Here is a 23,235-nt window from a genome sequence, read left to right as displayed (position 1 = left end):
GTCGGGCGTGCCCGCCCTCGTGTCCGATCCGTACAAGACCGATGCCGATCTTCCTGAATAGCGTCATGGCTGTGCGCCACGGGGGCGCATGAGGACGGCCGGAAACGGACCGTCCGCATCGTTGTGCCGTAGTGAGATCTTGAGACGGAGTGCTCGTGAATATAGGAATCGGTCTGCCGATCGCCGTTCCCGGACGTCCTGCGCGGGAGGTCAAGCAGTGGGCGGAGGACAGCGAGCGCCTCGGCTTCCACTCCCTGGGATCCATCGACCGCCTGGTCTACGACATCCTTGACCCGCTGGTCTCCCTCGGCGTCGCCGCGGCGGTGACCGAGCGCGTCCAGCTGTTCACCAGCGTGCTGAACGTCGGATGGCGGGGCAACCCGATCCTGTTCGCCAAGCAGCTCGCCACCGTCGACCTGATCTCGCAGGGCCGGCTCACGGCGGGCCTGGGCATCGGAGGCTGGCCGGACGACTTCACCCTCAGCGGCGCTCCCGACAAGGGCCACGGCAAGATCTTCGACGAGACCCTGACCGAGCTGCGCCGCGTCTGGGACGGGGAGGTCACCAGCATCTCCGGCCCCACCCCGCTGCCGGGCAAGGGCCGTCCCAAGCTGCTCATCGGTGGCCTGATCCCGGCGGGCTACGCCCGCGCCGCCCGATTCGGCGACGGCTGGGTGGCGCCGACGCTGAGCCTGGACCTGCTGGTGAAGGGCGTGCAGGGCGTCACGGAGGCCTGGGCCACGGCCGGGCGGCCCGGCAAGCCGCACATCCTCACCGGCCGCTACTTCTGCTGCGGTCCCGAGGCCGTCCAGCTCACCGACGAGTACGTGGCCCACTACTACGGCTCCAAGGAGTCGCCGTACTACGACGCGGTCCGCGCCGACTCGCTCGACTCCGACGAGCGCCTGCTCAAGGAGCTGATCGCCTTGTCGGACGCGGGCGTCGACGACCTGGTGCTCTACCCGGCCGGCAGTTCCCTGGACCAGGTCCACCTGCTGGCCGAGGCGCTGGAGCGGGTGGGGGCCCGGTGCAACCCGACGTTCCAGTTCACCACGGGCTGACCTGGACCGGCCGACACGCCACCCGACCGACGACACGTAAGGACATGCAGTGATCGAGCAGATCCGGCCGACGGCCGGCCCCACGCTGACCGCCGGGGCCGTGACGGGACTCGCCGGCAGCGTCAAGGGCCCGGTCCTCCTCCCCGGCGACCCGGGGTACGCCGAGGAGGCGGAGGGCTTCGACCGCTCCGTCGTCCACCACCCGGCCGTCGTCGTCGGCGCGGCGGGCGCCGACGACGTGGTGGCCGCGGTGCGCTTCGCCCGCGACCACGGCCTGGGCGTCGCCGTACAGGCCACCGGCCACGGCGTGGGGCTGCCCGCCGACGGGGCCGTGCTCATCTCCACGCGGCGCATGGACGGCCACCGGGTCGACCCCGGGCGCCGCACCGCGTGGCTGGAGGCGGGCGTGCTGTGGCGGGAGGTCATCGGGTCCGCCGCCCGGCACGGCCTGGCCCCGCTGAACGGCTCGGCGCCGTTCGTCGGCGCCGTCTCCTACACGCTGGGCGGCGGCATCGGCGTCCTGTCCCGCCGCCACGGTTACGCCGCCGACCACGTCCGCTCCATCGAGGTCGTCACCGCCGACGGCGAGCTGCGCACCGCCTCGGAGGAGGAGAACACCGACCTGTTCTGGGCGCTGCGCGGCGGCAAGGGCAACTTCGGCGTGGTCACCGCACTCGAGGTGGGTCTGGTGGAGGTGTCGCGGATCTACGGCGGCGGCCTGTACTTCCCGGCCGAGTCGATCCGTGACGTGCTGCACTTCTACCGCACCTGGGTCACCGAGGCGCCCGACGAGCTCAGCTCCTCCTTCCTCATGATGCCCTGGCCCGATGTGCCCGAGGTCCCCGAGGAGTTGCGCGGGCGTTTCGCCATGCACCTGCGCCTGAGCTACCTCGGCTCGCCGCAGGACGGCGCCCGGCTGGTCAAGCCGCTGCGCGAGATCGCCACGCCGCTGCTCGACACGGTCGCCGACATCCCGTACACCGAGGTCGGCACCATCCACAACGATCCGCCGACGCCCGGCTCGTACCACATCGACAACTTCCGGCTCACCCACCTCGACCACGACGCCGTCGAGGCGATCCTGGCGCTGGTGGGCCCCGGGTCGGACAGCGCGGTCGGCATCGAGATCCGTCATCTCGGGGGCGCCCTGGCCCGGCCGCCGCGCCTGCCGAACGCGGTCGCGCGCACCCCCGACCAGTTCCAGGTGTACTCCGCCGGGGTCCTCGGCATCGGCGCGGACGAGGCCGTACACGCCGGGCAGGACCGGGTCGTCCGGACGCTCGCCCCGTGGAACAGCGGGACGCGCACGCTCAACTTCATGGCGGGCGTCGCCCACACCGACCCGGAGGACGTGCGCCAGGCGTTCACCCCGGAGGCCTACGAGCGGCTGGTCGCCGTCAAGACGGCCCACGACCCCGGCAACATGTTCCGCTTCAACCACAACATCCCGCCGGCTCGCCGCTGAGTCGCTCACCGTGCCGTCGTCGGCTCGGGTGCGTTGTGGGCGCGACGGTAGGCCAGCGGTGACAGGCCCAGGTACGTGTGGAAGTGCTTGCGCAGGGCGACGGGGTCGCCGAAGCCGCAGGCGGCGGCGATCCGCGCGACGCTCAGGTCGGTGGACTCCAGCAGCAGCCGCGCGTGCGCCAGCCGCCGCTGAGCCAGCCACTTCTGCGGGCTGCTGCCCACCTCGCCGCGGAAGCGCCGGGTGAAGGTGCGCACGCTCATGTGCGCGTGCGCGGCCATGTCCTCCAAGGTGACCGGCTCGGCCAGCCGGTCCAGCGCCCACTGCCGGGTCGCCGAGGTGGAACGCCCGGTGTCCGGCGGAACCGGGTGCTCGATGAACTGCGCCTGCCCGCCCTCGCGCCACGGCGCCACCACACAGTGCCGGGCGGCGGTGGAGGCCACCGCCGCCCCGTGGTCCAGACGGACCAGGTGCAGGCACAGGTCGATGCCGGCCGCGCCGCCGGCGGAGGTGAGGATGCGTCCGTTGTCGACGAACAGCACGTCCGGATCGACCTCGACGGCGGGGAACAGCCGCGCGAGCGTGTCGCACAGCGTCCAGTGCGTGGTGGCTCGCCGGCCGTCCAGCAGACCGGCCGACGCGAGCAGGAAGGCGGAGGTGCACAGGCTGACGATGCGGGTCCGCGGGCCTATCCGGTCGAGCGCCGCGGCGAGCTCCTCGGGCAGCGCGCCGGTCGCGAGCAGGTGCTCGCCGGGCTCCTGCGTGGCGATGACGACGGTGTCCGCGGTCTCCAGCAGCGACTCGTCGTGGGCGACGACGATCTGGTAGTCCTCGTGCGTGCGCACCGGCCGGCCGCCGAGTGAGCAGGTGCTGACGGAGTACAGCGGGGTTCCGTCCGGTGCGCGGGCCGCGTTGAACACCCGGGCCGGGATGCCGAGGTCCAGCGGCAGGACCCCGTCGAGGGCGAGTACGGCGACGCGCGGGGGCGCGCCGCGGCGGCACGTCCCCGGGCGAGGACCGGGCCGCGGGACGTCGCCCGTCCCGCGGCCCGGGACCGGTCAGCCGACCGCGTAGGCGCGGGTCACCGTCTGGGTGACGCCGTCACCGGCGGTGTCCTTGACCGTCGCGCGCAGGGAGACGAACCCCGGCGAGCCCGGGTTGGGGATGGTCGCCGTCCAGCCGGAGGCGGCCGCCCGGGTGCTGACGGGCTGCCACGTCGCGCCGTCGTCGGTGGAGAACTCCAGCTTGACCGTGCGCACCGCGGCGCCGCGGGCGCCGGGGTTGCGTTCGGTCCAGATCGACAGCGGAGTTCGTGACCCCGGTCTGGCCCGGTTCGCGGTGTCGAGTCCCCTGGGCGCGTACCTGACCGCCGTCAGCGGCAGGGGCGTGGCCTGCGCCGTACGGGCCGAGCGGAACGTCCAGACGGCGTCGACCCCTGTGGACAGGGCGTTCACGGCCGCGTCCCTGCGCGAGGACGCGGCGAGGGTGTAGGTGCCGGCGTCCTGCGGCAGCGTCGCGGACAGCGCGCACCGGTCGCTGTCGCCCGGCGCGCACCCGGCGATGTCGCTGGTGGCGAGCTGCCTGCCGTCGCGGGAGAGGGTCAGGGTGCCGGTGGCGGCGGCGTCCATGCCGGTCAGCCCCGCGACGCCGTCGGTGTAGAGCCGGCCCGCGAGGAATCGCAGCGTGTCCCCGGTACGGCTGCCGCCGGGCGTGGCGAACGACGGGCCGGCGACCGCCGCGTTCCAGACCTCGGAGAAGGCGTGCTCGCGCACCGGGCTGGTGCCGATCTGCCGGGCACCGCCCGTCTGGAACTCCGAGGACCAGGCGAGCCCGGGGCTGCGGTAGTGCGTCATGGCGGAGGGCAGCGAGAGGTCCCTGGTGGGCAGGGTGAGCGCCCCGAGGCCGGCCGGGTCCAGCGGTCCCGTCCACATGGTGCCCGTGCCGGCCGCGCCCGTGGAGCGGAACGTCTCGGACGCCTTGACCAGGTCCCTGGTCCGGGCGGAATAGGTGGGGTCGTCCGGGATGCCGCCGGTGCGGCGGTCGACGAGGTCGTACCGGTACGGGCTGGGCGCGGTGTCCTTCCTGTGCCAGACGGTCCAGGACTCGTAGGTGAGCCCGGGTTGCCGGACCGGAATGACGTAGTTGCCGTCATTGGGGTCCTGACCGAGGGCGTACCAGCCGTACTGCCACGGACCGTTGGCGAGGTAGAGGCCGAACACCTGGTCGGGCACGGCGGTGGGGTCGTCCACGGCGAACCGGACCTGCCTGCCCTCGCGCGCGTCGACCGTGACGCGCAGGTCGTCGTCGCCGACCGGGAGCGGCCGGTGTCCGGTCGTCAGGACCAAGGGGTCGAAGTCGTAGATCTCGGTGTAGAGGTTCCAGGCGCCCTTCGGGAGCCGTACCTTCGCCACCCCGCCGCGGAAGTTGAGGATCCGCTGGTCACCGCTCGCCTGGTCGTAGACCATGCCGAACACCACGGCGGGCGCGGCGCCCGACCTGGCGACCGTGCTGACGGTGACGTCGTGGGACTCCGGTTCGACGTACGCGCCCGCCGGCGTACGGAGGATCGTGTCGCCGGAGGCGGCGGTGAGCACGCCCGGGTAGTCGCCGGCGGGCTTGCCGGTGACGTCGAGGGTGAGGGTGAGGGACGCCTGCCCGCCCGCCGGGACCTCCAGCTTGTCCTGCGGCAGCTTCAGCACGTCGGTGTCGGTCGTGAGGTTCAGGGTGACGGGGGCGTCCCCGTCGTTGGTGTAGGTGATCGTCCGGGTCGCCCGGTCGCCGCCGGTGTGCCGCCACGGGAAGGCGGCCCAGACGGTGGCGGGTGCGGCGACCACCGGCTGCGCCAGGGCGCGGGGCACGTCCACCCGTCCGGCGCCCTGCTCGTAGGGGCCGGTGCCGCTGGTGGGGCTGGCGCTGTCGACCAGCGCGGCCTTGAGCTGCTGCCCGGTCCAGCCGGGGTGTCGCTGGGCGAGGACCGCCGCCGCGCCGCTCACGTGCGGCGCGGCCATGGAGGTCCCGCTGTGCGCCACATGGGGCCCGTCGGCGGTGCCCTCGGCCGCGGCGGCGACGATGTCCACGCCGGGGGCGGTGATCTCGGGCTTGATCGCGTGATCGCCCGTTCTGGGCCCCCTGTCGGAGAACGCGGCCACCCGGTCCGACCGGTCGACGGCGCCCACCGAGAGCGCGGCGTCCGCGGTGGACGGGCTGGTCACGGACCCTTCGCCGCCGCCGTTGCCGGCCGCCACCACGAAGAGCGTGCCCGTCCGTTCCGACAGGGTGTTGATCGCCTGCTCGACGGGGTCGTCACCGGGTTCGTCCACCGTGCCGAGGCTCATGTTGACGACCTTGGCGCGGACCTCGGTGGCGGCCCACTCCATGCCGGCCAGCAACGCCGAGTCGGTGATGCCGTTCACGCCGCCCACCTTCCCCATGGCGATGCGGGCCCCCGGCGCGACGCCTCGGTACTTCTCCCCGGCCCCGGCGACGATCGAGGAGACGTGCGTGCCGTGGCCGACGCGGTCGGTCATGTCCGGCTCGTCGGAGAAGTTGCGCTCCTGGGTGACGACGCCCTTGAGATCGGGATGACCGGCGTCGTAGCCGCTGTCGAGCACGGCCACCGTGACGCCCTGGCCGGTGAACCCCTGCTTCCACGCCTCGGTCGCGCCGATCTGCGCGGTGCTGCGGTCCAGCGAGAAGGAGCGGCGCCCGTCGAGCCAGATCCTGCCCTTGCCCGCGGCCGGCGCACGGCTCCCGCTCACCAGGTTCCGCCACGTCCGCGCGGCGGTGCTCTTCGGCACCCGCACGGCCGCCGCGCCGAGGTCGTCGAGCTTGCGGGTCAGGCGGGTCCCGGTCAGCGTCGGGGCCGGCTGCTGCCCCGGGGCCTGACTGATCAGGGGGATCTCGTCCGTGTCGGCGTCGCCGTACCTCCATGCGAGAAGCTGGGTGACGTCGAAGAGCCGCTCGTCGAGCAGTCCCTCGCTGAGGAGCGGGAGCGCGTCCGAGGGGATCACGTGGAGGTGTCCGTCGCGGAACTGCGTCGAGTAGCGGACCTGCCGTCCGGGGGCGCTCTCCACCCGGTGGCCCCGGCCGCTGACCGTCACCTTGTCCCCGGTCAGGAGCGTCACGCTGCCCGACACGACCGGCCCGGACCCTGCCGGGGCCGCGGCGAGTGAGGGTTCCTGAGCCGTGACGGCCCCCAGGGAACCGGCCAGTACGGCGGTCACCAATCCTGTTCGCAAAGTTCTGAATGCCACACCCCTACTTGGACGAACCGTCGTGAAGCGTTATGAGCCACGTCGCCAACCGGCCGGCATTGAGGGATCGATCCACCTGTGCGACATTTGCGGCAGGCTCTCAGTGAGCAGCGCAGGGAAGGGGGCCGACCGTGCGGGAGCGACCCGGTTGCGGCGCGCCGCCGCGCTCGTCCTGCGACCGCCCGGCCGGGGCCCGGCGGCCGGCGCTCCGCGAGACGCTGTCTCTGCTGGCGGGCGGGTTCGCCGTGCGCGTGCGGGCCGCCCGGGCGGGCGGGGTGCCGGGGTGGGCCGACGGCCTGCACCTCGGCGCGCTGGCCGTGGCGGTCGTCACCGTGGCGCAGCTGCCCGTCCTGCCCTACCTCACGTACAAGGTGTGGACCGTGCTCGGGGTCGTCCTGACGGTGGCGCTCGTGCGGGGATGGACGCGGGTCGCGGCTCCTCTCGCGGCGATCGCCGCGCTGCTGACGAGCTGGCCCGTCGTCCTGGGGTGGCTCCACGGCCCGGTGGTCGACGTCGGCCCGCTGTACGGCGACCTCGCGCCGGTCGCGCCCTACTGGGTGGTCGCGGCCGCGTCGGCGGTGCTCGCCGTCCGGCGGGCCGGGGTGGGCCGCGCGCCGGGGAAGGGCCGATGGTGGGGCGCGACGATGCCGGCCCGGTCGCCGTGGTGGCTGGTCGTCCCGCCGGTCTGCTGGGCCTTGCAGCTCGCGCGGGTGCCGGCGTACGAGCCGGTCTGGGGCGTCGCGCGGGCCGGCGTCGAGGTGGTGGTCCTGCTGCTGGTGCTGGCCGCCACGCTGGCCGCCCGGGACGGCCGCTGGGCGCTGGCCGCCGCCGTCTTCCTGGTTCCCGGCCTGGTGCATCTGGCCGAGAATCTGCTGGTGACCGGTGTGGGCGGTTTCCTGTACTGGAGCGTGCTCACCGTTCTCGTGGCGGCCTCCTTGGCGGCGGCCCGGCGGGGGCGCGTCAGGGCGTGACCGCCGCCTGACGCCCGCACGGCGTCCTGCGGGCGCCTGGAGGTCAGGAGGTGGTGACGAGGAAGCGGTGAAGGCCGCGGCCCACCCAGCGGTCGCGGTGGTCCGGCGGCTCGGCCGCGGACAGCGCCGGGAAACGCCGCAGGAGCAGCGGCAGCGCGATGCGGGCCTCCATGCGCGACAGCGGCGCCCCCAGGCAGAAATGCGGCCCGGCGCCGAAGCTGAGCGGCTGGACGTCCGGACGGTCCGGGTCGAAGCGGTCCGGGTCGGGGAAGCGGCGCGGGTCCCGGTTGCCGGCGGCGAGCATGAGGACGACCTTCGTCCCGCCCGGCACCGGGACGCCCGAGACGTCGGTCGCCGTCTCGGCCCACCGGCTGGTCGCCTGGACGGGCGCCTCGAACCGCAGGACCTCCTCCACGTACGCGGTGGCGAACCCCGGCTCCGCGCGCAGCCGCGCGGCCTGGCCCGGATGCTCGAACGCCAGTCGCAGCCCGTGCCCGAGCAGGAAGCTCGTCGTCTCGAACCCGGCGGTCAGCAGCAGCATGAGGTTGCCCACGAGCTCGTCGTGGCTGAGCCGGGTGCCGTCGTCGTGGGCGCGGACGAGCGCGGTCAGCATGTCGTCGGCGGGGTGGCGGCGGCGGTCGTCGATCAGCTCGCCGAAGTAGCCGGCCAGCTCGTCCATGGCCTTGTCGGCGATGGACAGCCTGGAGACGTTGGTGATGCCCTCCAGGGCGATCGTCAGGTCCGAGGCGACCTGGCGGAACCACTTCTGGTCGTCCTCGGGCACGCCGATGAGCGCGCTGATGACGGCGATCGGCAGCCGGGAGGCGAACTCGGCGATGTAGTCGACGGGGGTGCCGCCGGCGCCGAGGTCGGCCAGCCGGTCCAGCAGCCGGTGGACCATCCGCTCGACCGACTCCTGCATCCCGGCCACCCGGGCGGGCGTGAAGCCGCTGCTGACCAGGCGCCGGGTCTGGGTGTGGCCGGGCGGGTTGCGGTACAGCATGGAGTCGGTGTAGCCGCGCAGCGAGGAGTGCGAGCGCCAGGCGGGATAGATGTGGTCGTACCCGGCGGCGTCCTGGACGCGGAGGCGGTTGTCGCGCAGCGCGCGGTTGATCTCGGCGTACCCGACGGCGACCGTGAGACCGGGACGTACCGGGACGACCGGGCCGTGGGCGCGCAGCAGCTCGTACAGCGGGTAGGGGTCGCGGCGGCCCTCGGGGGCGACCAGGGCGGCGACGATCTCGGCGGGGTTCACGGGCGTGCCACCAGCCGGACGATCCGCAAGGCGCCCGCCGGATGCACCGAGGCGACGTCCAGGCCGCACCGCGCGGCCAGGGCCCGCAGGTCGGCGACGGCACGCTCGCGGCCGCCGTAGTAGACGAGCATGCGCAGGTCCATCCCGGTACGCGGCGACTCGCCGTCGGGGCCGAAGTCCTCCACCACGAAGACCGAGCCGCCCGGCCCGGCCGCCTCGGCGCAGCGGCCCAGGATGACGGCGGCGTCGTCGTCGCTCCAGTCGTGCAGGATCCACGACAGCAGGTAGCCGTCGGCGCCCGGCGGCAGCGGGTCGAAGAAGCTGCCCGCCACGGCCTCGCCGCGGCCGGACAGGCCGGCGGCCGCCAGCGCCGCGGCGGCGGCCCGCGCGGTGGCGGGCTGGTCGACGACCGTGCCGCGCAGCCCGGGGTGGGCGGTGAGCAGCGCGATGAGCAGGGATCCGTCGCCGCCGCCGACGTCGACGATCCGGCCGAGGCTGCCCCAGTCGTAGCCGGCAACGATGGCGGGGGCCCGGCCGGGGACCTCGGCGGCCATGCGCGCGTCGAACGCGGCGGCGCGGGCCGGGTCGGCGGCCAGGTCTTCCCAGAACGAGCGGCCGAACTGGCGGGGGAAGGCGGCCTCGCCGGTGCGCACGCTGTGCAGCAGGTGGGCGAAGGCCAGCTCGGCCCGGCCCTCCCAGCTCTCGATGTCCAGCATGGCGCGCATCCCGGCCGGATGGTCGTCGCGCAGTTCCTCGCCGAGCGCGGTCAGCGTGTACCTGCCGTCGTCGTCCCGGCCGAGCACTCCCCTGGCGGCCAGGTAGCGCATGAGGCGCTCCAGCACGCCGGGGTCGGCGCCCACGGCGGGGGCGAGTTCGGCGCCGGTGGCCGGCGCCTTGGCGAGCCGGTCGGCGATCCTCAGCGTCGCGGCCACCCGGATCGCCATCGGGGTTCCCAGGTGGGCCAGCGCCCACAGGCGATGCTCCGTCACGCGGTCATCGTCACACCGGGGCGCGGGCCCGGGCACCTTCCAGAATGCCGCCCGCGCCCGTGCCGGCGGAACAGCGCACATCGCGAGATGGCCGCCGCGGGCGCGGGTGCCACGCTGAGGATGCACCGTGCTGCCTGCCCAGGGAGATGTCCGATGCCCGATGCCGCGCCGAAGACCCGCCCGCTCACGGGCAGCGAGTACGTCGAGAGCCTGCGTGACGATCGTGAGATCTACCTCTACGGTGACCGTGTCAAGGACGTCACCGAGCACCCGGCGTTCCACAACCCGGTGCGGATGACCGCCAGGCTCTACGACGCCCTCCACGCCGACGGCACCCGTGAGCTGCTGACCTGCCCCACCGACAGCGGCGGCGAGGGCTACACCCACCGCTTCTTCACCACCCCGCGCACAGTCGAGGACCTGGTCGCCGACCAGCGGGCCATCGCGACGTGGGCCAGGATGAGCTACGGCTGGATGGGCCGCAGCCCCGACTACAAGGCCTCCTTCCTCGGCACGCTCGGCGCCAACGCCGGCTTCTACGCGCCCTTCGACGGCAACGCCCGCCGCTGGTACCGCGAATCGCAGGAGAAGGTGCTGTTCTGGAACCACGCGATCGTGCACCCGCCGGTCGACCGCAACCGGCCGCCGGACGAGGTCAACGACGTCTACGTGCACGTCGAGCGGGAGACCGACGCGGGGCTCGTGGTGAGCGGCGCGAAGGTGGTGGCGACCGGCTCGGCGCTGACGCACTACAACTTCATCGCCCACTACGGCCTGCCGGTCAAGAAGCGCGAGTTCGCGCTGGTGGCCACCGTGCCGATGGACGCGCAGGGCCTGAAGCTGATCTGCCGCCCGTCCTACGGCATGAACGCGGCGCTGACCGGCGGCCCGTTCGACTACCCGCTCTCCTCCCGGCTGGACGAGAACGACAGCATCCTCGTCCTGGACAAGGTGCTCATCCCCTGGGAGAACGTGTTCATCTACGGCGACCTCGGCAAGGCGCAGCTGTTCACCGGCCAGTCGGGCTTCACCGAGCGGTTCACCTTCCACGGCTGCACCCGGCTGGCGGTCAAGCTGGAGTTCATCGCCGGGCTGCTGGTCAGGGCGCTGGAGATCACCGGCACCAAGGACTTCCGCGGCGTGCAGACCCGGATCGGCGAGGTGCTGGCCTGGCGCAACCTGTTCTGGGCGCTGTCGGACGCCGCCGCCCGCAACCCGGTGGAGTGGCGCAACGGCGCGCTGCTGCCCAACCCGCAGTACGGCCTGGCCTACCGCTGGTTCATGCAGATCGGCTACCCGCGGATCAAGGAGATCGTCCTTCAGGACGTGGCCAGCGGGCTCATCTACGTCAACTCCGGCGCGGCCGACTTCAAGAACCCCGACATCCGCCCGTACCTGGACAAATACCTGCGCGGCTCGGACGGCACCGACGCCGAGGGCCGCGTCAAGGTGATGAAGCTGCTGTGGGACGCGATCGGCTCGGAGTTCGGCGGCCGCCACGAGCTCTACGAGCGCAACTACGGCGGCAACCACGAGAACACCCGGGTCGAGCTGCTGTTCTCGCAGATGAACGGCGGCCAGCTCGACGAGTACGCGGCCTTCGTCGACCGCTGCCTCGGCGAGTACGACCTGGACGGCTGGACGGTGCCCGACCTGTCCTCCTTCGAGGAGCTGCGGCGCACCGGCACCGGCTGACCTGCTCGACCCACCCCTGACACGAGAAGGGCGGACCACCCATGCGTCCATTCCGCATCGACATCCCCGAGGCCGACCTGGCCGACCTGCACCGCAGGATCGACGCCACCCGCTGGCCGGACGAGCTGCCCGGCACCGGCTGGGAGCGCGGCGTGCCGCTGGGCTACCTCAAGGAGCTGGCCGACCACTGGCGGCACGGCTTCGACTGGCGGGCGGCCGAGGCCGAGCTGAACCGGCACCCGCAGTTCGTGACCGAGATCGACGGCGCCGACGTGCACTTCCTGCACGTGCGCTCGCCGGAGCCGCAGGCCGTGCCGCTGCTGCTGACGCACGGCTGGCCGGGCTCGGTCGCCGAGTTCCTGGACGTGATCGGGCCGCTCACCGACCCGCGCGCGCACGGCGGCGACCCGGCCGACGCCTTCCACCTGGTCATCCCGTCGATCCCGGGGTTCGGGTTCTCGGGGCACACCAGGGAGGCGGGCTGGCACCCGTACCGGGTGGCGCTGGCGTGGGCCGAGCTGATGCGCCGGCTGGGCTACGACCGCTACCTGGCGCAGGGCGGCGACGCGGGCGCGGTGATCTCGCTGGAGCTGGCCAGGCTGGCCCCTGAGCACGTGATCGGCGCGCACGTCAACATGCTGATGGCCTTCCCCTCGGGCGACCCGGCCGAGCTGGCCGGCCTGACGCCCGCCGAGCAGGGGCGGCTGGCCGGGCTGGCCCGGTTCGACGAGGAGCTGTCGGGCTACATGAAGCTGCAGTCCACCCGCCCGCAGACGCTGGCCTACGCGCTCACCGACTCGCCCGTGGGGCAGCTCGCCTGGATCGTGGAGAAGTTCCACGACTGGACGGACTCCGACAAGTCGCCCGAGGACGCCGTGGACCGGGACCGGATGCTGGCCAACGTGTCGATCTACTGGCTGACCGCGACCGCCGGGTCGTCGGCGCGCTTCTACTACGAGGGCGCGGCGGGGCTGAAGATGGCCGCCGAGGGCCACCGTCCGCCGCCCATCACCGTGCCCGTGGGCGTGGCGGTCTTCCCCAGGGACATCTTCGTGCCGGTGCGCCGGCTGGCCGACCGGGACATCCCGACGATCAGCCACTGGACCGAGTTCGAGCGGGGCGGCCACTTCGCCGCCATGGAGCAGCCGGAGCTGCTGGTGGGCGACGTCCGCGCGTTCGCCCGCTCGCTGCGGTAGCCGTACCGGCGAAAGGGACGCCGGCGGGGATCCGCCGGCGTCCCTTTCGTCGTTCGGACGGGGTCAGGACTTGAGCAGCGGCACCTGCGGACGCTGCTCGGGGGCGGCGGCCGGCGCGGTGCCGCCGCCGCTCTGGCACAGGACCCGCAGCATGAGCGCGGGCCGCATGAGCGTCTGCGGCGGGTCCACGAGCCCGGCCACCCGCATGAACGCGGCCGTGACCGCGCCGTCGCGGGCCGCCGCGGCGTGCAGGCGCGCCATGTAGGCGTTGCCGATGCGCACCTTGGCGGTACGCCGCCCCTCCACCCCGGGGAAGGCGAGGTCGGCGCCGGCGGAGATGTCCCACGGGACGTCGATGACCCGCGAGATGTCCCTGAAGAAGGCCCGCCACGGCGGCACCGCGCCCGCCTGGAGGTGCCCGCGCAGGATCATCGCCTCCATGGCGGCGACGGTCATGCCCTGGCCGTAGACCGGGTTGAAGCTGCACACGCCGTCGCCCAGCACCAGCAGGCCGTCGGGGAAGGCGGGCAGACGCTCGTAGCGGCGCCGCACGCTGGCCGGGAAGGTGAAGGTGACGCCCTCGTCGAGCGGTTCGGCGTCGCGGACGGCGTCGTAGACGTCGGGCACGGGCAGGGACTTGGCGAAGGCGAGGAAGCCCTCCAGATCGGCCGGCGGGTGGTCGCCCAGGATGCCGGTGAGGGAGAGCATGCTCATGTCGCCGGGCAGTTTGGGGAAGAACGCGCCGCGCGGGTTCGCGGGCGAGGCGACGGGGTTGATCGACAGGTCCTCGCCGTAGGGGTCGCGGCGCAGGCGGAAGTGGCGGGTGGTGTAGGCCAGGCCGATCTTGACGCGGTCCTCGTCCGGCCGGGGGAAGCCGAGCTCCTGGAGCCAGGCGGGGGTGCGCGAGCCGCGGCCCGTCGCGTCCACCAGCAGGTCGCAGGCCAGGTGCTGCTCGACGCCGTCCGTCCCGCGCACGCGGACGCCGGTGACCCGGTCGCGGGCCGGCGTCGCGGTCGGCCCGAGGATGTCGGTGCGCTCCAGGAAGCGCACGTTGGGCAGGGCCGAGACCCGGTTCCTGACCTGCTCCTCCAGGACGGGCCTGGTGGCCGAGACGCTGATCAGGCCGGTGGGGGCCGGGCGCAGCCGGCGGCCGTTGAAGTACCAGCGCAGGCTGGTGGCGAGGTCGCCGGCGGGCACCCCGTCGTCGATCATCTGCTGGGTGAGGCCGGGGAACAGCTCGTCCAGGATCTGCTGGCCGCGGGCCAGCAGGGCGTGGGCGTGGCAGCCGTGCGGCACACCCCGGCGCGGGCCCGCCGCGCCGGTCAGCGTGTCCCGGTCCACCAGCAGGACCTCGGCGCAGTGCTCGGCGAGCACGCGCGCGGCCAGCAGCCCCGCCATGCCTCCGCCGAGCACCACCGCGCGCTGTGCGACGTGAGCGGCCATCTCAGTCACGCGGGCTGTTCTGGTAGGCGGCCAGCTTCCACTGCCCGTCACGGCGGACGGCCAGCCAGGAGGCGCGGACCGCGCGCTCGGGGGCGACCGCGCTCTCGCCGGCCGCCAGCACGCCGCCCTCGGTGGTCAGCAGGCAGACGTCCTCCGCGAGGAAGCGCAGGTCGATGGGCTGCCCGGTGACCTGGGTGCCCTGGTAAGGCCCGGCGAAGGCGTGGGTCATGAAGGCGCGGATCTCGGCCTGGCCCTTGCGGTACACGCCCGGCAGGATCATGGAGCCGTCCTCGGTGAAGACGGCGGCGAACGCCTCGGCGTCGTGGGCGGCCCAGGCGGCGATGATCTGCTGCGGCAGGGCGGCGACGGCGAGGGTCTGGTCGGGGGCCGACACGGTGGTCATGGCGATCTCCTTCAGATGTAGAGGGTGTCGGGTTCGAGGCCGCACAGAATCCGCCCGTACAGCTCGGCGTTGGTGTTGGGGTGCATGAGGGCGTGCTGGTTGACGGCGTGCACGTCGCGGGCGATGCGCTGGATGGGCACGTCGCTGTAGATGGAGGAGCCGCCGCTGGCGGTGGCCAGGATGTCGACGGCCTCCTTGGCCAGGCGGCAGACGGCGCCCATGTCGGCGCGGGCGCGTACGCGCTCCTCGATCGTCCACTGGGCGGAGTCGGCGTCCTTGGCGTCCACGGTGGCGGACAGGCGGTGGGCGTGGAACTCGGCCTGGTCGATCTTGAAGGTGGCCTCGGCGACCTGGAGGTGGGTCAGCGGGGCGGCGCTCTGGCTGGCGTACCCGGTGTAGGTGATCTTGCGGTCGGGCAGCCGCTCGAAGAAGACCTCGCGGGCGGCCTTGGCCAGGCCGAGCACGGTCCCGACCGAGGAGGCGGCGGCCACCGGCAGCAGCGGCGAGCGGTAGATCGGGGAGCCGGCGTTGGCGGCGTCGGCGTGCTGTCCCTGGAGGATCGCGCCCAGCGGCATGACCCGCGCGGCCGGGACGAACAGGTCCTGGGCCACGGTGCTGACGCTGCCGGTGCCGCGCAGGCCGGAGGTGTGCCAGTCGTCGATGACGGTCAGGTCGCTCATCGGCACCAGCGCCATGACGGGCTCGGGCTCGCTGTCCGGGCCGACGACGACGGCCACGATCTCCTGCCAGTGGCTGTGGTGGGCGCCGCTGACGAAGCCCCACTTGCCGTTGACCACGATGCCGCCCTCGGCGCGCACGGCCATCGCCGTGGGGCTGAGCGTGCCGCAGATGCGCACGTCGGGGGTGGCGAACACCTCGTCCTGGACGGCCTCGGGGAAGTGGGCCGCCATCCAGGTCGGGATCCAGTAGACCGAGGCCGTCCACGCCGCGGCGCCGTCGGCGCGGCCCAGCTCGGCGGCGACCTCGACCAGGGTGCGCGTGTCCGCCTCGAAACCGCCGTAGCGGCGCGGCGTCCGCAGCCTGAAGACGCCGGCCTCGGCCAGCGCCTCGATCGTCTCCTCGTGCAGCCTGCGGTTCTCCTCCGCCCAGGCCGCGTTCCTGCGCAGGACAGGGCCTGCCTCCGTCGCGCGGCGGACGAGGTCTTCCCGCGCCGGAGCACCTGTCATCAACACCATGTCCTCCCGGGACGTCAGTCGAGACACTGCTCCCTGAACGTCCCATTCGCCGGTTGACGGGCGCATCTTCCGGCGTGCGGGATTGCCGGGCACGCACGGAGATGCGAAGGTCACCGGCGCCGGGCGAGCCTTGAGGGAAAACCCGAGACGAAGGGTTCGCGCAGCATGACAGCCGTCACCCACGCCCCCATGGCTCCGCCCGAGCCCGGGCTCACCCCCGACGAGATCGTCGCCAGGGCCGAGGCCATGGTGCCCGCCCTGGTCGAGCGCCAGGCCGAGACGGAGCGGCGCACCTACTACGCACCCGACACCCACGAGGCGTTCGCCAGGGCGGGCTTCTACCGCATCCTGGTCCCCCGCCGCTTCGGCGGCTACGAGTTCGGCGTGGAGACCTTCATGCGGGTGTCGATGACGCTCGCACGGGGCTGCCCGTCCACCGGCTGGATGTACTCCTTCGGCGCGGCGCACACCCTGGCGGTGGCCACGCTGTTCGGCGAGCGGGCCCAGAGCGAGCTGTTCGCCTGCGGGGACTTCGTCTGCCCGGCCACGGTCGCGCCCGGCGGCTCCGCCCGTCCGGACGGCGAGGGCGGGTGGCTCCTCGACGGCACCTGGAGCTACTGCTCGGGGGCCCCGTACGCCACCCACTTCATGGGCCACGTCGTCGTGGACGGGCAGCCGATGTTGTTCGTCGCGCCGCGCGACCAGTGGCGGCGGCTGGACGACTGGGGCGGCCAGCTCGGCCTGAAGGGCAGCGGCTCGCACAGCATCGCCATGGAGGGCGGCCGCGTCCCCGGCCACCTGACGCTGCCGACCCACCTGAGCCAGGCCGTCGTCACCGGCGGCACCCCGGGCCGGGACCTGCACGGCAACCCCGAGTACGGCGGCGGCCCGCTCAGCGTCATGCTGCTCGGCAGCGCGGCCGTCGTGCTGGGCATGGCCCAGGGCGCCCTGGACGCCTACGAGGAGCTGATGCGGACCAGGACGACCATCTTCCCGCCGTTCACCACCCGCGCCGAGGACCCGGACTACCAGTTCTGGTACGGCGAGGCCGCCGGCATGCTCGCCGCCGCCGAGGCGGCCATGACGAACGCCGTCCAGCAGTGGAGCCGGACGTGCGCGGCGGGGCCTGCGGCGTTCACCAGGGAGCGGGACGTGCGCCTGGCCACCGTCAGCCGCGAGGTGGCCCGGCTGGCCTGGCGGGCCGTGGAGGGCTGCCTGTTCCCGACGGCCGGATCCAGCGCGGTCAGGGACGGCCAGCGCATGGAGCGGATCTGGCGGGACATGTCCACCACGCACAGCCACGCCGGGTTCGCGATCTACCTGGCGGCCCTGGCCAACCGGGAGCTGTCCCGCGCCCGGTTCGGCCTGGACTGAACCTCCAGACAGCGAAGGCGGGCCCGGTGAACCGGGCCCGCCTTCTCGTGCGCTCCAGTGTCGTGCGCTCGGTGTCGTGCGCTCGGTCCCGTGGGCTCAGTCCACCAGGGCGGGCTCGTGGTCCGGCTGGTGGTGGCCGTCGTGCACGCCGGCGAAGGGCGCCACGCCGCGCAGCCGGACCAGCGCGAGCACGGCCAGCACGGCGCACAGGGCGGCGCTCGCCCACGCGACCGCGTGCAGCCCGGCGGTGAACGCCTCGCGGGCCGCGCCGAGCAGCGCCGCGCCCTGGTCGGCGGGCAGCTGAGCGGCCACGGTGACCGCGCCGGTGATGCCGTCCTGGGCGAGCGCCGGGGTGCCGGCGGGCGGGGTGAACGTGCCCCGGTAGACCGCGGTGCCGAGGCTGCCCAGGGTCGCGACGCCGAGCGCGACGCCGAACTCGCCGCCGGTGGCCACCAGCGAGGCGGCCGAACCGGCCTGCTCCGGCGGGCTGGTGCTCATCGCCACCTGGTTGATCATGCCGCCGACCGGCCCGACGCCGAAGTAGCACACGCCCAGGAAGACGATCAGCGCGGTCACCGCGCCCACGACGACCTGGGTGAGCAGCAGCTGCCCGACGACCGCGATCACCATGCCGCCGCCCAGCAGGTACGCCGGCCGCACCCGGCCGGCCAGCCGCGGGGTGAGGTTGATCGAGACGATGAGCGCGACCGCCGGGCCCAGCAGCCACAGCCCCGCCTCCAGCGGCGACATGCCCTCGACCGTCTGCAGGAACAGCGCGACCTCCATCCCGGTCCCGGTCTGCAGCGCTCCGCACAGCAGCCCGATCAGCACCGCGGCGGTGAACGCGCGGTGGCGGAACAGCCGCACGTCCAGCAGCGGGTGGGCCAGCGCGCGCTGCCGGTGCACGAACACCGCCCCCACCAGCAGCCCGGCGGCGACCGCGACGGCCGGACCGGCGCCCCAGCCGTCGCGGGCGACCGCCTTGAGCCCGTAGATCACCGGCAGGATCGCCGCCAGCGACAGCACGACGCTGACCAGGTCGATCCGGCCGCCGGCGGGATCGCGGAACTCCGGCAGCAGCGGGGCCGCGGCCAGCAGCAGGAGCATGACCGGCACGCCCATCAGGAAGACCGACCCCCACCAGAAGCGCTCCAGCAGCGCGCCGCCGACCACCGGGCCGAGCGCGATGCCCAGCATGAACGCCGTGCCCCAGGCGGCCATGGCCAGGCCGAACTGCCGGGGGTCGCGGAACATGACGCCGATCAGGGACAGCGTCGAGGGCAGCAGCGTGGCCCCGGCGACGCCGAGCAGCGCGCGGGCCACGATCAGCATCTCGGGGCTGGTGGAGAAGGCGGCCAGGAGCGAGAGCAGGCCGAAGGCCGCGCCCCCGGCCAGCAGCAGCCGCCGGCGGCCGATCCGGTCGCCGAGCGAGCCCATGGTGACCAGGAACCCGGCGGTCATGAAGCCGTAGATGTCGGTGATCCACAGTTGCTGGGTGGCGTCCGCGCCCAGGTCGGCGCTGAGGTGCGGCAAGGCCAGGAACAACACGCTGATGTCCAGGGCCACGAGCATCGTGGGCAGGAACAGCGCCACCAGCCCGAGCCACTCTTTCCGCCCCGCGCGCGGGGCGCCGTCGTCGGTCACGTCCTCACTCCTTGTTCCCTGGGTTCATGTGGTCAGCTCGATCCGCGTGTGGTCGCCGACCACGAGACGGTGGTCGCTGCGGCCGGGAGCGACGGTGGTGTAGCGCCCGATGAGCGAGCCGCGCAGGCCGCTGGCGGCCACGATGGAGGCGCCGTCGAGCACGATGGAGTCGGACAGGCGGGTGGAGCGCACCACGCAGTCGCGTCCGATGGAGGTGCCGGGCCCGATGTGGCTGTCCACGATCAGGGTGTCCGGGCCGATGATCGCCGGTCCCTCGACGACGGAGGCGACCACCCGCGCGCCGGGGCCGAGCACGACGTCGCCGCGCACCAGGCTCGCGGCGTCCACGTGGCCGGCGATGTCGCGGGCGAGCCGGGCCAGCAGCCGCCGGTTGCACTCCAGGACGTCATCCACGCGGCCGGCGTCGCTCCAGTAGCCGCGGTAGAGGCTCGCCCGCACCTCCTGGCCGGAGGTCAGCAGCCACTGGACGGCGTCGGTGATCTCCAGCTCGCCCCGGCGTCCGGGGACGATGCGGTCCACCGCCTCGTGGACGGCCGGGGTGAAGAAGTAGACGCCGGTCATGACCAGGTCGCTGCGCGGCTGCTCCGGCTTCTCCACCACCCGCAGCACCGCGCCGGTCTCGTCGGTCTCGACGACGCCGAACGGCCGGGGGTCGGCCACCCGGTGCACCACGATCTGGGCGGCCGGGCGCAACGCGTGGAACTCCTCGGCGATCGGGCCGATGCCGTCGGCCAGGACGCAGTCGCCGAGGTACATGACGAAGTCGTCGCCGCCGAGGAAGGGTCGCGCCAGCTTGACGCAGTGGGCCAGCCCCAGCGGGCGGAGCTGGCGGATGTAGGTGACGCGCGTCCCGAACCGCGAGCCGTCGCCGACGACCTCGGCGATCTGCGCCTCCCTGTCGCCGACCACGAGGCCGATCTCGGTCACGCCGAGCGCGCGCAGGCTCTCCAGCACGTGCTCCAGGACCGGTTTGTTGGCGATCGGGATGAGCTGCTTCGGCATGGAGTGGCTCAAGGGACGCATGCGGGTGCCGGACCCGCCGGACAGCACCAGAGCCTTCATGCTCGCCAGAATCCCAACGGCGGGCCCCCGCGGGCATCTCTGACAGTGCGCGATGACGGCGAAGAAGGGCTTGTCAGCCGATGCCCTCCACCAGCCCGGCGGCCGAGGACAGGTTGTCGCGCAGCCGCTGACCGGCCCGTTCGTCGACCGTGTCGGCCAGTTCGTGCACCCGCGACAACGCCCGTTCGGCCGCGCTGGCGTCGCCGAGGGCGACCAGCACCTCGCTCAGCATCGTGAGCGTCTGCGCCTCGAACAGCGGCGCGCGCATCTGGCGGAACAGCGTGACCGCCTTGCGCAGGCGGCCGATCGCGTCGCCGGGCTCGTTCGCGGTGACGGCCAGCTCGCCCAGCCCGGCCAGGGCGTGCGCCTCGGCCAGGCGGTGGCGGGCGGTCTCGGCCACGGCCAGCGCCCGGCGCAGCAGGTCGCCGGCCTCGCGCAGGCGTCCCCTGCGCAGGTGGGCGATGCCGAGGCCGTGCAGGGCGAAGGACTCGCCGACGGTGTCGCCGATCTCCTCCACCAGCGTGAGCGCCTCCTCGAACGCGCCGGCCGCCAGCGCGAACTCCTCGGCCTGCAGGTGCACCCGGCCCATCCGGTGCAGGATCTGGGAGATGATGCGCCGGCTGCCGCCGCTCTTGCCGCGGACCAGCGCCTCGGCCAGCATGATCTTGGCGTCGTCGATGTCGCCGCACTCCGACCGGATGGCGGCCAGGTTGTCCAGCGTGTGCGCGGCCGAGATCTGGTCGCCGATGTCGGTGAAGATGGCCAGCGCCTGTTCCAGGTGCGTCGCGGCGGCGTCGAGCTGGCCGTTCATGCGCTCCAGGAACGCCAGGTTCCGCCGGGACCGGGCGATCTGCACGACGTTGCCGGTCTTCTCGAACAGCGTCAGGGCGGCCTCGAAGTCGCGTCTGGCCTCGCCGAAGTGCTGCTCGGTCTGGGCCAGCGTGCCGCGCACGCACAACATCTCGGCCTGGCCGCGCTCGTCGCCCGCCCGGCGGGCGGCCTCCAGGGCGATCTCCTGGATCTCGCGCCAGTCGTCGAGGTAGACGTGCAGCTCGAAGAAGGGCTCGGCGTTCATCGCGGTGCGCCAGCACAGCTCCACGAACCCGGCCTGGGCGGCCTGGCGGATGCCGGCCAGCAGCACGTGGCGCTCGCGTTCGAACCAGCCGATCGGGTCGGCGACCAGCCGCTCGACCAGCTCGGCCGGCAGCGGCGAGTCGGGGCCGGGCCGCAGGTGGGGGCCGGCGGGCGGGCCGTACTCACGTGTCCTGGCCGTCTCGGTGAGGCGGTGCAGCGCGTCGAGCACGCGGGCCAGCGCCGCGCTGCGCTCGGCGGGCGGCTCCTCGGCGGCCAGGCGTTCGTGGGCGTAGACGCGGATGAGGTCGTGGAAGCGGTACTGGACGTTGACGTTCCTGCCGACGCCGGCGACCTCGATGAGCTGGGCGTCGACCAGGTCGTCGAAGAGGTCCTGGGCGTCGGCCAGCGGCCGGTCGAGCAGGGCGGCGCCGGTCCAGGCGGAGAAGATGTGCGAGTGCAGGATGGCCAGCCGGCGGAACAGGCGGCGGGCGTGCTCGGTGAGCGCGTCGTAGGTGAGCGACAGGCTGGCCCTGATGCCCATGTCGCCGTGCTTGAGCTCGTCGAGCCGGCGGGCCTCGTCGCCGAGCCGGTCCACGAGCTGCTCCACCGCCCAGTGGGGGCGCGAGGCCAGGCGGGCGCCGGCGATGCGCAGCGCGAGCGGCAGGAAGCAGCACAGCTCGGCCAGGGCGGCGGCCGACTCCGGCTCGGCCCGTACGCGCTCGGCGCCGGCGATGCGGGACAGCAGCTCGACGGACTGGGCGGCGTCGAAGAGGTCGACGTCCACGTGGGTGGCGCCGGCCAGCCCGCCGAGCCGGGTCCGGCTGGTGGTGATGACGGCCGAGGTCGGGCTGCCGGGTAACAGCGGCAGCACCTGGCTCTCGGCGGCGGCGTCGTCGAGCACGATCAGCATCCTGCGGTCGGCCAGCAGCATGCGGTACAGCTCGGCCCGCTCGCCGAGGGTGTCGGGCAGCGCCGTCCCCTGCACGCCGCAGGCCCGCAGGAACCGGTCGAGCACCTGCATCGGGTGGACCGGGCGCGAGACGCCGCCGTGCAGGTCGGCGAAGAGCTGCCCGTCGGGGAAGTGCGTGGCGACGCTGTGCGCGGCGTGCACGGCGATCGTGGTCTTGCCGATCCCGGCCCGCCCGGCGACGGCGATGACGGGCACGGCGAAGCGGCCGTCCCCGGCCAGCGGGACGGTCACCCGCTGCCTGATGACGTCGAGCTGGGCCTGCCGCCCGATGAAGTCGGCGATGTCGGAGGGGAGCATGCCGGGCACCGCGGGCGGACGGGCGGGCGGCTCGGCCTGGGCCGCCGCGGGGGGCGGCTGCGCCTCCAGGCTCTCGTCGGAGGTGAGGATGGCCGATTCGAGCTGCTGGAGCCGTTCGTTGGGCTCGATGCCCAGCTCCTCGACGATCACCCGCCGGGCGTCGCGGTAGACCTGGAGCGCCTCGGCCTGCCGTCCGGAGCGGTAGAGGGCGACCATGAGCTGGGCGGCCAGTCCCTCCCTGAGCGGGTGTTCCTGGACCAGCGCGGCCAGCTCGCCGACGAGCTCGTGGTGGCGGCCGAGGTCCAGTTCGAGCTGCACGCAGTCCTCGTTGGCGGTGACGCGCTGCTCGGCGACCCCGCTGGCCAGCGCCTGCACGGCCCTGCTGTCGATGCCGTCGAAAGCCGGGCCGCGCCACAACGCCAGCGCCTCGCGGTAGTGCTGGATGGCCTCGGGGAAGAGACGTCCGTCGCGAGCCTTGCGGGCCCGGCTCACCAGGCTCTCGAAACGGCGTGCGTCGATCGCGTCGGCGGGGGCGCGCAACATGTAGCCCTGCCGGGTGGTGACGATCATCTCGGGGTGGCCGTGGGCGCTGAACAGGCGCCTGAGCGCGGAGATGCAGATCTGCACCTGCGCGCGCGACGTGGCCGGGGGGTCCTCGTCGTAGATCGCCTCGACGAGGCGGTCCAGAGTGACCGAGTGATTGGCGTTCAGGATCAGGACGGCGAGGACGATCTGCTGCCGCGCCCCGCCAAGATCGAGCTGTCTCTCGCTCGCAGTTACCTCGAGCGCACCCAACACGCGAAACTCCACCCGCATCCCCTCAAACAAATCATCGCCCTCGGTCAAAGATCTTTCCCGACGCGACCGGA

General features: G+C 73.5%; 16 protein-coding genes and 1 pseudogene. 6 read left to right on the top strand and 11 right to left on the bottom strand.

Annotation, left to right across the window (positions count from 1 at the left end):
* The first annotated feature begins 155 nt into the window (after positions 1 to 155).
* Together ACFYYW_RS16255 and ACFYYW_RS16250 are read left to right on the top strand one after the other, a co-directional pair.
* Positions 156 to 1,061, top strand: a complete 906-nt coding sequence (locus ACFYYW_RS16255) for an LLM class flavin-dependent oxidoreductase (RefSeq protein WP_387649364.1) — start codon at positions 156 to 158, stop codon at positions 1,059 to 1,061.
* 49 nt (positions 1,062 to 1,110) lie between these two features.
* Positions 1,111 to 2,526: an FAD-binding oxidoreductase gene (locus ACFYYW_RS16250; RefSeq protein WP_387649362.1), complete on the top strand. Its 1,416-nt coding sequence runs from the start codon at positions 1,111 to 1,113 to the stop codon at positions 2,524 to 2,526.
* Between the two features lie 5 nt (positions 2,527 to 2,531).
* Here ACFYYW_RS16250 and ACFYYW_RS16245 read toward each other — a convergent pair whose 3' ends face one another.
* The 3 genes and pseudogenes from ACFYYW_RS16245 to ACFYYW_RS16235 form a co-directional block, all read right to left on the bottom strand.
* Positions 2,532 to 2,936, bottom strand: a complete 405-nt coding sequence (locus ACFYYW_RS16245; RefSeq protein ID WP_387650030.1) for a GlxA family transcriptional regulator — start codon at positions 2,934 to 2,936, stop codon at positions 2,532 to 2,534.
* 60 nt (positions 2,937 to 2,996) lie between these two features.
* A pseudogene (locus ACFYYW_RS16240) lies at positions 2,997 to 3,491 on the bottom strand (AraC family transcriptional regulator); the annotation flags it as partial.
* Positions 3,492 to 3,581: 90 nt separating this feature from the next.
* The gene (locus tag ACFYYW_RS16235) at positions 3,582 to 6,746 is read right to left on the bottom strand and encodes a S8 family serine peptidase (RefSeq protein ID WP_387649359.1); all 3,165 of its coding nucleotides are present in this window, start codon (positions 6,744 to 6,746) and stop codon (positions 3,582 to 3,584) included.
* A gap of 161 nt (positions 6,747 to 6,907) precedes the next feature.
* Here ACFYYW_RS16235 and ACFYYW_RS16230 point away from each other — a divergent pair, with 161 nt between their 5' ends.
* A complete protein-coding gene (locus ACFYYW_RS16230; RefSeq protein ID WP_387649356.1) occupies positions 6,908 to 7,747 on the top strand; it encodes a hypothetical protein in 840 nt (279 codons plus the stop codon).
* Between the two features lie 43 nt (positions 7,748 to 7,790).
* Here the strand turns inward: ACFYYW_RS16230 and ACFYYW_RS16225 are convergent, their stop codons facing one another.
* Positions 7,791 to 9,002 carry a cytochrome P450 gene (locus tag ACFYYW_RS16225; RefSeq protein WP_387649354.1) on the bottom strand — a complete coding sequence of 404 codons (1,212 nt, stop codon included), beginning with the start codon at positions 9,000 to 9,002 and terminating at the stop codon, positions 7,791 to 7,793.
* Complete coding sequence (locus ACFYYW_RS16220) at positions 8,999 to 9,991, bottom strand: methyltransferase (protein WP_387649352.1); 993 nt, start codon at positions 9,989 to 9,991, stop codon at positions 8,999 to 9,001. Before ACFYYW_RS16220 ends, ACFYYW_RS16225 begins: the two co-directional genes overlap by 4 nt.
* Before the next feature lie 153 nt (positions 9,992 to 10,144).
* Between ACFYYW_RS16220 and ACFYYW_RS16215 the strand changes: the two genes are divergently transcribed.
* Both ACFYYW_RS16215 and ACFYYW_RS16210 read left to right on the top strand, forming a co-directional pair.
* Positions 10,145 to 11,686, top strand: coding sequence for a 4-hydroxyphenylacetate 3-hydroxylase N-terminal domain-containing protein (locus tag ACFYYW_RS16215; RefSeq protein WP_352330770.1), 1,542 nt, complete (start codon positions 10,145 to 10,147; stop codon positions 11,684 to 11,686).
* A 41-nt stretch (positions 11,687 to 11,727) separates the two neighbouring features.
* Positions 11,728 to 12,882 (top strand): epoxide hydrolase family protein, encoded by a 1,155-nt coding sequence (locus tag ACFYYW_RS16210; protein WP_352359654.1) that lies wholly within the window; start codon positions 11,728 to 11,730, stop codon positions 12,880 to 12,882.
* A 63-nt stretch (positions 12,883 to 12,945) separates the two neighbouring features.
* Here ACFYYW_RS16210 and ACFYYW_RS16205 read toward each other — a convergent pair whose 3' ends face one another.
* The 3 genes from ACFYYW_RS16205 to ACFYYW_RS16195 are packed head-to-tail and all read right to left on the bottom strand — an operon-like array spanning position 12,946 to position 15,915.
* Complete coding sequence (locus ACFYYW_RS16205; protein ID WP_364392240.1) at positions 12,946 to 14,325, bottom strand: FAD-dependent oxidoreductase; 1,380 nt, start codon at positions 14,323 to 14,325, stop codon at positions 12,946 to 12,948.
* Between the two features lies 1 nt (position 14,326).
* Positions 14,327 to 14,728, bottom strand: a complete 402-nt coding sequence (locus ACFYYW_RS16200; protein ID WP_352325986.1) for an SgcJ/EcaC family oxidoreductase — start codon at positions 14,726 to 14,728, stop codon at positions 14,327 to 14,329.
* Between the two features lie 11 nt (positions 14,729 to 14,739).
* Positions 14,740 to 15,915, bottom strand: a complete 1,176-nt coding sequence (locus ACFYYW_RS16195) for an acyl-CoA dehydrogenase family protein (RefSeq protein ID WP_387649347.1) — start codon at positions 15,913 to 15,915, stop codon at positions 14,740 to 14,742.
* 174 nt (positions 15,916 to 16,089) lie between these two features.
* Here ACFYYW_RS16195 and ACFYYW_RS16190 point away from each other — a divergent pair, with 174 nt between their 5' ends.
* Entirely contained in the window at positions 16,090 to 17,298 is a 1,209-nt protein-coding gene (locus ACFYYW_RS16190; protein ID WP_387649344.1) for an acyl-CoA dehydrogenase family protein, read from the top strand.
* 96 nt (positions 17,299 to 17,394) lie between these two features.
* Here ACFYYW_RS16190 and ACFYYW_RS16185 read toward each other — a convergent pair whose 3' ends face one another.
* The 3 genes from ACFYYW_RS16185 to ACFYYW_RS16175 form a co-directional block, all read right to left on the bottom strand.
* Positions 17,395 to 18,870: an MFS transporter gene (locus tag ACFYYW_RS16185; protein WP_387650028.1), complete on the bottom strand. Its 1,476-nt coding sequence runs from the start codon at positions 18,868 to 18,870 to the stop codon at positions 17,395 to 17,397.
* A gap of 96 nt (positions 18,871 to 18,966) precedes the next feature.
* Positions 18,967 to 20,025: a glucose-1-phosphate thymidylyltransferase gene (locus tag ACFYYW_RS16180; protein ID WP_352325982.1), complete on the bottom strand. Its 1,059-nt coding sequence runs from the start codon at positions 20,023 to 20,025 to the stop codon at positions 18,967 to 18,969.
* Positions 20,026 to 20,098: 73 nt separating this feature from the next.
* Positions 20,099 to 23,164: a BTAD domain-containing putative transcriptional regulator gene (locus ACFYYW_RS16175; protein ID WP_387649341.1), complete on the bottom strand. Its 3,066-nt coding sequence runs from the start codon at positions 23,162 to 23,164 to the stop codon at positions 20,099 to 20,101.
* Positions 23,165 to 23,235 lie beyond the last annotated feature (71 nt).

The organism is Nonomuraea sp. NPDC001831 (assembly GCF_042892035.1).
Lineage (GTDB): Bacteria > Actinomycetota > Actinomycetes > Streptosporangiales > Streptosporangiaceae > Nonomuraea.
Note: the sequence above shows the minus strand (reverse complement) of the source record. Positions and strands in the feature narration are given on the sequence as shown.

Bases quoted from the DNA above. Each gene is read 5' to 3' on its own strand.
- ACFYYW_RS16215 (WP_352330770.1), top strand. From the start codon at position 10,145: ATGCCCGATGCCGCGCCGAAGACCCGCCCGCTCACGGGCAGCGAGTAC.
- ACFYYW_RS16205 (WP_364392240.1), bottom strand. From the start codon at position 14,325: ATGGCCGCTCACGTCGCACAGCGCGCGGTGGTGCTCGGCGGAGGCATG.
- ACFYYW_RS16210 (WP_352359654.1), top strand. From the start codon at position 11,728: ATGCGTCCATTCCGCATCGACATCCCCGAGGCCGACCTGGCCGACCTG.
- ACFYYW_RS16190 (WP_387649344.1), top strand. From the start codon at position 16,090: ATGACAGCCGTCACCCACGCCCCCATGGCTCCGCCCGAGCCCGGGCTC.
- ACFYYW_RS16180 (WP_352325982.1), bottom strand. From the start codon at position 20,025: ATGAAGGCTCTGGTGCTGTCCGGCGGGTCCGGCACCCGCATGCGTCCC.
- ACFYYW_RS16195 (WP_387649347.1), bottom strand. From the start codon at position 15,915: ATGACAGGTGCTCCGGCGCGGGAAGACCTCGTCCGCCGCGCGACGGAG.
- ACFYYW_RS16185 (WP_387650028.1), bottom strand. From the start codon at position 18,870: ATGCTCGTGGCCCTGGACATCAGCGTGTTGTTCCTGGCCTTGCCGCAC.
- ACFYYW_RS16200 (WP_352325986.1), bottom strand. From the start codon at position 14,728: ATGACCACCGTGTCGGCCCCCGACCAGACCCTCGCCGTCGCCGCCCTG.